At 45.2% G+C, this 9,293-nt stretch carries 6 protein-coding genes; 5 read left to right on the forward strand and 1 reads right to left on the reverse strand.

The features are described from left to right. Nucleotides 1–71: 71 nt before the first annotated feature. Nucleotides 72–959, reverse strand: a complete 888-nt coding sequence (gene nadC / locus KIT90_RS18610; protein ID WP_285377955.1) for a carboxylating nicotinate-nucleotide diphosphorylase — start codon at nt 957–959, stop codon at nt 72–74. A gap of 92 nt (nt 960–1,051) precedes the next feature. Here nadC and ampD point away from each other — a divergent pair, with 92 nt between their 5' ends. The 5 genes from ampD (at nt 1,052) to lpdA (ending at nt 9,103) form a co-directional block, all read left to right on the forward strand. After that, entirely contained in the window at nt 1,052–1,603 is a 552-nt protein-coding gene (gene ampD / locus KIT90_RS18615) for a 1,6-anhydro-N-acetylmuramyl-L-alanine amidase AmpD (RefSeq protein ID WP_038896786.1), read from the forward strand. Nucleotides 1,604–2,007: 404 nt separating this feature from the next. After that, nucleotides 2,008–2,775, forward strand: a complete 768-nt coding sequence (gene pdhR, locus KIT90_RS18620) for a pyruvate dehydrogenase complex transcriptional repressor PdhR (RefSeq protein ID WP_005438026.1) — start codon at nt 2,008–2,010, stop codon at nt 2,773–2,775. Between the two features lie 55 nt (nt 2,776–2,830). Continuing rightward, the gene (gene aceE / locus KIT90_RS18625; RefSeq protein WP_005438024.1) at nt 2,831–5,494 is read left to right on the forward strand and encodes a pyruvate dehydrogenase (acetyl-transferring), homodimeric type; all 2,664 of its coding nucleotides are present in this window, start codon (nt 2,831–2,833) and stop codon (nt 5,492–5,494) included. Between the two features lie 30 nt (nt 5,495–5,524). After that, a complete protein-coding gene (gene aceF / locus KIT90_RS18630; RefSeq protein ID WP_285377959.1) occupies nt 5,525–7,429 on the forward strand; it encodes a pyruvate dehydrogenase complex dihydrolipoyllysine-residue acetyltransferase in 1,905 nt (634 codons plus the stop codon). Nucleotides 7,430–7,672: 243 nt separating this feature from the next. After that, nucleotides 7,673–9,103, forward strand: a complete 1,431-nt coding sequence (lpdA, locus tag KIT90_RS18635; RefSeq protein WP_005438019.1) for a dihydrolipoyl dehydrogenase — start codon at nt 7,673–7,675, stop codon at nt 9,101–9,103. The last annotated feature ends 190 nt before the right edge of the window (nt 9,104–9,293 follow it).

The raw sequence follows: 9,293 nt of genomic DNA on the forward strand, positions 1-9,293 counted from the left end.
GCTCTTTATTGCGGTTTGAAAAGCGTAACTCTATGAGATTAAGAGAGTTAGCATCGCTTGGTTCTCTAGAATTACTTGAAGCGCATCGAAAGATCCATCGCTTTTAGGTGCTTAGTCAAAGCACCCACCGAGATGTAATCGACGCCGGTTTCTGCATATTCAGCGATGGTTTCTAGGGTAACGTTACCTGAGTTTTCTAATGCCGCACGACCTGCGTTGATCGCGACCGCTTCACGCATCATATCTGTCGTGAAGTTATCTAGCATAATGATATCTGCACCCGCTTCGATTGCTTCTTTTAGCTCTTCTAAGCTTTCCGTCTCAACTTCAACAGGCTTGCCTGGGTTTAATTCTTTTGCAGTAGTGATCGCTTGAGTGATGCCGCCACAAGCAATGATGTGGTTTTCTTTAATAAGGTAGGCATCGAACACACCGATACGATGGTTGAAACCACCGCCACAAGCTACTGCGTATTTAAGCGCACTACGTAGACCTGGAATTGTTTTACGTGTATCTAATAGACGACATTCAGTGTGAGCAATTTTCTCTGCGTATTCAGCGGTAATGGTCGCGCAGCCTGAAAGGGTTTGAATAAAGTTCATTGCGTTGCGCTCGCCAGTGAGCAAATCACGAGCAGGACCTGTCAGTGTGCAAAGTGTTTGGTTTGGTTCAACCTTGTCGCCATCTTTTACATTCCATTCGATGGTCACTTTGCTACCCAGTTGTTTAAATACTTCATCTGCCCACGCTTGGCCACAAAACACACCGTGTTCACGAGTGATGATGGTTGCGGTGTTAATAGCGTCAGCTGGGATAAGCGATGCGGTGATGTCTTTGTCTGCATCCAATGTGCCACCTAGATCTTCTTTTAGGGTATCGGCTACGGCGCGAGTGATTTCTAATGGAAGTTGTTGCTTAAGGTATTCTAGGCGTTCTTGGCTGTTGTGTGTGTTCTTCATCGCAAATCTTGTCTTGAAAGGGAGATGGCAACGAATGATACTCTCCGGTGTCAATAATTTCAGCAGTTAATTTGCAAAGTAGAGAGGTTGATATGTGCCTAAAAATCGAGAATGGTTGGTTGACGGAGGCAAAGCACGTCCCATCGCCATTTTTTGATGCTCGTTCTGATAAAAATGACATCTCTCTGCTGGTGGTTCACAACATCAGTCTACCACCGGGTCAGTTTGGTGGCTCTTATATAGAAGACTTTTTCACGGGCAACCTTGACCCCAATACACACCCATTCTTTGAAGTAATTCACAAAATGGGCGTTTCGGCTCATTGTTTAATTAAGCGTGATGGCGAGATTGTTCAGTTTGTTTCTTTTTTAGACAGAGCATGGCATGCCGGACAATCCAGCTTCGCTGGCCGAGAACGCTGTAATGACTATTCAATTGGTATTGAGTTGGAAGGTACCGAGTTTGTTGCGTACACAGAAGAGCAATATCAATCACTTACTGCATTGACCCAAGCTGTTATGCATTCCTACCCAAAAATCACCTTGCCGAGAATCACGGGGCATCAGTATATCGCTCCCTTGAGAAAAGCTGATCCTGGTCTAAGCTTTGACTGGGTCAAGTTCCGGCACCAGATAAAACGCTAACTTGTAGCGAAAATGTAAATTCAAAAAACAGAAATAAATAAGGCATACACTCAGGTATGCCTTTTTTCGATACAAGAAATATGAGCGCTTGTTAAAAGTTAACTACATTTTGAACGCTTAAATCGGCGATCGGTGCAAAAGTGTACAGATAATTTTGTCATTTTTTGTTTTTGTTGATCAAATTTACTAGCACGCAGAGCTCCCATCTGTTTTGTTTATGTAATTGGTCATACCAATTTTATTGCCGTTTTAATAGTCGATTGTTATCAGAGTGTTGGTTGTAAGTCCATTCTATGATTTAGGTCAATTTTTGGCTGGACAGTGGCGTTTTAATTATGTTAATTTCTGCACCATCTTAAAATTGGTATTACCAATTACCTGCAAGAGTAGAAGAACAATAAATTATGGCTTATCAAAGGATTCGTCAGCCAAAACTCTCTGATGTTATTGAACAAGAGTTGGAAAGGTTGATTGTGGAAGGAACATTGTCTCCGGGGCAGCAGTTGCCACCAGAGCGCGAACTCGCTAAGCAGTTCGATGTGTCTCGTCCATCTGTCCGTGAAGCCATTCAACGCTTGGAAGCAAAGCGTTTGCTTACTCGCCGTCAAGGCGGTGGCACATTCGTTAGCGAAAACATCTGGAAAAGCTTTTCAGATCCTTTGTTGAACTTGTTGTCGACTCACTCCGAAACGCAGTTAGACCTACTTGAATCGCGCCATGCGATGGAAGGAATTTCGGCGTACTTTGCAGCATTGCGTGGTACCGAAGAAGATTTTGCACGCATTCAAGCTTGCCTGAATCAAATCAGTGAAGAGCAAAAAAGCGACAACGTTGAAGCGGAAGCTGCGGCAGTAATGCAGTTCCTTATTGCTTTAACAGAAGCGGCGCACAATGTTGTATTGCTTCATATTGTTCGTAGCCTTGCGCCTTTGCTTGAGCAAAATGTTCTACAGAATCTAAAGCTCTTACATCGCCGCGAAGAAGTGGTCGATAAAGTAAGTAAACACAGAGCTAATATCGTGGATGCGATTGTTTCTGGTCAGCCTGAAAAGGCGCGTGAAATGTCTCACTCACATTTAGCTTATATCGAAGAAACATTGTTGGATTTGACTCGAGAAGAGTCTCGACGAGAGCGTTCTCTGCGTCGAATTCAGCAAGGTAACGATTCTTAATACAAGAACCGCTTACTTAAATAAGTAGATCCAACCAACAGAAGGATAGATCGCCATGTCTGACATGAAGCATGACGTAGATGCACTGGAAACTCAAGATTGGCTACAAGCCCTTGAATCAGTTGTTCGTGAAGAAGGTGTAGAACGTGCACAGTTTCTACTAGAAACCGTTCTAGAAAAAGCACGTCTAGACGGCGTTGATATGCCAACTGGCATCAACACAAACTACATCAACACTATTCCAGCAGCACAAGAACCAGCTTACCCTGGTGACGTAACTCTTGAGCGTCGTATTCGTTCGATTATTCGCTGGAACGCAATCATGATCGTATTGCGTGCTTCTAAGAAAGACCTAGACCTAGGTGGTCACATGGCTTCTTACCAGTCAGCTGCAGCGTTCTACGAAGTTTGTTTCAACCACTTCTTCCGTGCTCCAAACGAGACGGACGGTGGCGATCTAGTTTACTACCAAGGTCACATCTCACCAGGTATCTACTCTCGTGCGTTCGTTGAAGGTCGTCTAACTGAAGAGCAGCTAGACAACTTCCGTCAAGAAGTAGACGGTAAAGGTGTTCCTTCATACCCACACCCTAAACTGATGCCTGAGTTCTGGCAGTTCCCAACAGTATCTATGGGTCTTGGTCCTATCTCTGCTATTTACCAAGCACGTTTCCTTAAGTACCTAAACGGCCGTGGCCTTAAAGATACTTCTGCTCAACGTGTATACGCTTTCCTAGGCGACGGTGAGATGGATGAGCCAGAATCACGTGGTGCAATTTCTTTCGCTGCGCGTGAAAAGCTAGACAACCTATGTTTCCTAATCAACTGTAACCTACAGCGTCTAGATGGCCCTGTAATGGGTAACGGTAAGATCATTCAAGAGCTTGAAGGTCTATTCAAAGGTGCAGGTTGGAACGTAGTTAAAGTTATTTGGGGTAACAACTGGGATGCACTACTAGCTAAAGATACGACTGGTAAGCTACTACAGCTTATGAACGAAACGATCGATGGCGACTACCAAACATTCAAATCTAAAGATGGCGCATACGTACGTGAGCACTTCTTTGGTAAGTACCCTGAGACTGCTGCACTAGTTGCAGACATGACTGACGACCAAATTTTCGAATTGAAGCGTGGTGGTCACGATTCTTCTAAGCTGTTTGCTGCATTTAACAATGCAAAAGAAACAAACGGCAAGCCAACAGTAATCCTAGCTAAGACTGTTAAAGGTTACGGCATGGGTGAAGCGGCTGAAGGTAAGAACATCGCTCACGGTGTTAAGAAGATGGACATGACTCACGTACAATACCTACGTGATCGTCTAGGTCTACAAGACATTCTTTCTGATGAGAAAGTAGCTGAACTGCCTTACCTAAAACTGGAAGAAGGTTCTGCTGAATACGAATACCTACATGCTCGTCGTAAAGCTCTGAAAGGTTACACGCCACAGCGTCTACCTAAGTTTACACAAGAGTTCAAAGTACCTGAGCTAGAAGAGTTTGCTCCTCTACTTGGTGCTCAGAAGCGTGAAATCTCAACGACTATGGCTTACGTACGTACGTTGAACATCCTGCTTAAAGACAAGAACATCGGTAAGAACATCGTTCCTATCATCTGTGATGAAGCGCGTACGTTCGGTATGGAAGGTCTATTCCGTCAAGTGGGTATCTACAACCCAGACGGTCAAGAATACACACCTGAAGATAAAGGCATCGTTTCTTACTACAAAGAAGCAACATCAGGCCAAGTTCTTCAAGAAGGTATCAACGAACTAGGTTCAATGGCATCTTGGGTTGCTGCTGCTACTTCTTACAGCACAAACGATCTGCCAATGATCCCGTTCTACATCTACTACTCAATGTTCGGTTTCCAACGTATTGGTGACATGGCATGGCTAGCAGGTGACCAACAAGCTCGTGGCTTCCTACTAGGTGCTACAGCTGGTCGTACAACACTGAACGGTGAAGGTCTACAGCACGAAGATGGTCACTCGCACATTCAAGCGAACACTATCCCGAACTGTATCTCTTACGACCCAACATTCGCTTACGAGCTAGCAGTAATCATGCAAGATGGTATCCGTCGTATGTACGGTCCTGAGCAAGAAAACATTTACTACTACCTAACAGTAATGAATGAAAACTACGCAATGCCAGCAATGCCAGAAGGCGCTGAAGAAGGCATCCGTAAAGGTATCTACAAGCTTGAGTCTCACGAAGGTGCTAAGGGTAAAGTTCAGCTAATGAGCTCTGGTACTATCATGAACGAAGTACGTAAAGCAGCGACTATCCTAAGCGAAGAGTACGGCGTAGCATCTGACGTGTTCTCTGTAACTTCATTCAACGAGCTAACTCGTGATGGTCAAAATGCAGAGCGTTACAACATGCTTCACCCAGAAGCTGAAGCGAAAGTGCCTTACATCACTACTGTTCTTGGTAACGAACCAGCAATCGCTGCGACGGATTACATGAAGAACTACGCTGAGCAAGTACGTGCATTCATGCCAACTGAGTCTTACAAAGTTCTTGGTACTGACGGCTTCGGTCGCTCAGACAGCCGTGAGAACCTACGTCGTCACTTCGAAGTTAATGCAGGCTACGTGGTAGTTGCAGCACTAACTGAACTAGCGAAACGTGGTGATGTTGAGAAGTCTGTTGTTTCTGAAGCAATTGCTAAGTTCAACATCGACACTGAAAAAACTAACCCACTTTACGCTTAATACAGCGCTTAACTAGAAGGTAAATAAGCAATGGCAATCGAAATTAATGTACCTGACATCGGTGCGGATGAGGTTGAAGTTACTGAGATTCTTGTAAGCGTTGGCGACAAGGTTGAAGAAGAACAGTCTCTGATCACTGTAGAAGGCGACAAAGCTTCTATGGAAGTTCCAGCGTCTCAAGCAGGTATCGTAAAAGAAATCAAAGTTGCAGAAGGCGATTCAGTAACAACTGGTTCTCTTATCATGATTTTCGAAGCCGAGGGTGCAGCTGACGCTGCACCTGCTCCTGCGGCAGAAGCGGCTCCAGTAGCAGCTCCAGCAGCAGCAGCGGCAGCAGAACTAAAAGAAGTTCACGTTCCTGATATCGGTGGCGACGAAGTAGAAGTTACTGAGATCATGGTTAAAGTTGGCGATGCAGTAGAAGAAGAGCAATCACTTCTAACTGTAGAAGGCGACAAAGCTTCTATGGAAGTACCAGCACCATTTGCAGGTACGGTTAAAGAGATCAAGATTGCTGAAGGCGATTCAGTAACAACTGGCTCTCTTGTGATGGTATTTGAGGTAGCTGGCTCAGGCGCAGCGGCTCCAGCTCCTGCAGCGGTTGAAGCGCCAGCAGCACCTGCGGCGGCTCCTGCGGTAGCAGCGGACAAAGAAGTTAACGTTCCAGATATCGGTGGTGACGAAGTAGAAGTTACTGAGATCATGGTTAAAGTTGGCGATACAGTAGAAGAAGAGCAATCTCTAATTACTGTAGAAGGCGACAAAGCTTCTATGGAAGTACCAGCACCATTCGCAGGTACAGTTAAAGAGATCAAGATTGCTGAAGGCGACAAAGTAACGACTGGCTCTCTAATCATGACTTTCGTTGTTGAAGGCGCAGCACCTGCTCCTGCGGCGGCTCCAGCTCAAGCGGCAGCACCTGCTCCAGCAGCAGCTCCTGCACCAAAAGCTGAAGCTCCAGCGGCGGCACCTGCAGCGAACGATTTCCAAGAAAACAACGAATACGCACATGCGTCTCCAGTTGTTCGTCGTCTAGCTCGTGAGTTTGGCGTAAACCTATCTAAGGTTAAAGGTTCTGGTCGTAAGAGCCGTATCCTAAAAGAAGACGTTCAAAACTACGTGAAAGACGCGCTTAAGCGTCTTGAGTCTGGCGCAGGTGCAGCAGCATCTGGCAAAGGCGACGGTGCAGCACTTGGTCTACTACCTTGGCCAAAAGTTGACTTCAGCAAGTTCGGCGAAACTGAAGTTCAGAAGCTGTCTAAGATCAAGAAGATCTCTGGTGCAAACCTACACCGTAACTGGGTGATGATTCCTCACGTTACACAGTGGGATAACGCTGACATCACTGAGCTAGAAGCATTCCGTAAAGAACAGAACGCAATCGAAGCGAAGAAAGACACTGGCATGAAGATCACTCCTCTTGTGTTCATCATGAAAGCGGTAGCGAAAGCACTAGAAGCGTTCCCAGCGTTTAACTCTTCACTTTCTGAAGATGGCGAAAGCATCATTCTTAAGAAGTACGTGAACGTAGGTATTGCAGTTGATACGCCGAACGGTCTTGTTGTTCCGGTATTTAAAGACGTGAATAAGAAAGGCATCTACGAGCTATCTGAAGAGCTAATGGCAGTTTCTAAGAAAGCACGTGCAGGCAAGCTAACAGCAGCTGATATGCAAGGCGGTTGTTTCACAATCTCTAGCCTTGGCGGTATCGGCGGTACAGCGTTTACACCAATCGTAAACGCGCCAGAAGTTGGTATCCTAGGTGTATCTAAATCTGAAATGAAGCCGGTGTGGAACGGTAAAGAGTTCGAACCACGTCTACAGCTTCCACTGTCTCTATCATACGACCACCGTGTGATCGATGGTGCAGAAGGTGCACGCTTCATTACTTTCCTAAACGGTGCACTATCAGACATTCGTCGCCTAGTACTGTAATATAGAAAGTAATAGTTAAGGTGGCTTTCGGGTCACCTTACTTCTTTATATAAAAGACTATTTTTAGACGACAATTTCTCACATCGTTCAGAATCTGAAAGATGAATTGTTGTCTAGCTCACAGGCTAACTTAAAGCTGCTTTCACACTGTTAACATCTCTGTAAAATATTGACCGTTTGAAAGCCTAATAATTTAAGAACATCTACTCAGCCTGTTAGGGATAATGACTACAAGAGGTCACAATGAGCAAAGAAATTAAAGCCCAAGTTGTTGTACTTGGTTCTGGTCCTGCTGGTTACTCAGCTGCATTCCGTTGTGCGGACTTAGGTCTAGAAACAGTACTAGTTGAACGTTACAGCACTCTTGGCGGTGTATGTCTAAACGTTGGTTGTATTCCATCTAAAGCACTTCTTCACGTTTCAAAAGTTATCGAAGAAGCGAAAGCGATGGCTGAGCACGGCGTTGTGTTTGGCGAACCACAAACAGACATCAGCAAAATCCGTATCTGGAAAGAGAAAGTTGTAAATCAACTGACTGGCGGTCTTAGCGGTATGGCTAAGATGCGTAACGTTACTGTAGTAAACGGCTACGGTAAGTTCACAAGCCCTAACTCTATCCTTGTAGAAGGCGAAGGCGAAGCAACAACTGTTAACTTCGACAACGCTATCATTGCTGCGGGTTCTCGCCCAATCAAACTGCCATTCATCCCACATGAAGACCCACGTATTTGGGATTCAACGGATGCGCTAGAGCTGAAAGAAGTACCAGAAAAACTGCTTATCATGGGTGGTGGTATCATCGGTCTAGAAATGGGTACGGTTTACCACTCACTAGGTTCTAAAGTAGACGTAGTAGAGATGTTTGACCAAGTTATTCCAGCGGCGGATAAAGACATCGTTAAAGTCTTCACTAAGCGTATTAAAGACAAGTTCAAGCTAATGCTTGAGACTAAAGTAACTGCAGTTGAAGCGAAAGAAGACGGTATCTACGTTTCAATGGAAGGCAAAAAAGCGCCAGCAGAAGCTGAGCGTTACGATGCGGTTCTTGTTGCTATCGGTCGTGTACCAAACGGTGCGCTTATCGATGCTGAAAAAGCAGGTATTGAAGTGGACGAGCGCGGCTTTATCAACGTTGATAAGCAAATGCGTACTAACGTTCCTCACATCCACGCAATCGGCGACGTAGTTGGCCAACCAATGCTTGCTCACAAAGGTGTGCATGAAGGTCACGTTGCTGCAGAAGTTATCTCTGGTAAGAAGCATTACTTCGATCCTAAAGTTATTCCATCAATCGCTTACACTGAGCCAGAAGTGGCATGGGTTGGTAAGACAGAGAAAGAAGCGAAAGCAGAAGGCATCAACTACGAAGTGGCAACATTCCCATGGGCAGCATCAGGTCGTGCAATCGCGTCTGACTGTGCAGACGGTATGACTAAGCTAATCTTCGATAAAGAAACTCACCGCGTAATCGGTGGTGCTATCGTTGGTACTAACGGTGGTGAACTACTTGGTGAAATCGGCCTAGCTATCGAGATGGGTTGTGATGCTGAAGATATCGCACTAACTATCCACGCTCACCCAACTCTACACGAGTCTGTGGGTCTAGCTGCTGAAGTATTTGAAGGTTCAATCACTGACCTTCCAAACAAAAAAGCAGTTAAAAAGAAAAAATAATTTTTCTTGAATGCTGAATGATAAAAACCGCTGATTCGTCAGCGGTTTTTTATTGGAAGAAAAGAATGCGGTGCTTGGAGATTCGGGAGCGCTCCGGTCTATAAATCGAGAGGAGGCTATTGAAAGAGCCCCTGCTCTAAAAGGAGTTGACGGAATTTGTCCCTCGAAAGACAAAATAAGCTCGCTTCTC

This window comes from Vibrio sp. B172a, assembly GCF_030248355.1.
In the GTDB taxonomy this organism is placed as follows: Bacteria; Pseudomonadota; Gammaproteobacteria; order Enterobacterales; family Vibrionaceae; genus Vibrio; species Vibrio owensii.

Coding starts and splice junctions, on each gene's coding strand:
- lpdA (WP_005438019.1), top strand. CDS start 7,673: ATGAGCAAAGAAATTAAAGCCCAAGTTGTTGTACTTGGTTCTGGTCCT.
- nadC (WP_285377955.1), bottom strand. CDS start 959: ATGAAGAACACACACAACAGCCAAGAACGCCTAGAATACCTTAAGCAA.
- pdhR (WP_005438026.1), top strand. CDS start 2,008: ATGGCTTATCAAAGGATTCGTCAGCCAAAACTCTCTGATGTTATTGAA.
- aceF (WP_285377959.1), top strand. CDS start 5,525: ATGGCAATCGAAATTAATGTACCTGACATCGGTGCGGATGAGGTTGAA.
- ampD (WP_038896786.1), top strand. CDS start 1,052: ATGTGCCTAAAAATCGAGAATGGTTGGTTGACGGAGGCAAAGCACGTC.
- aceE (WP_005438024.1), top strand. CDS start 2,831: ATGTCTGACATGAAGCATGACGTAGATGCACTGGAAACTCAAGATTGG.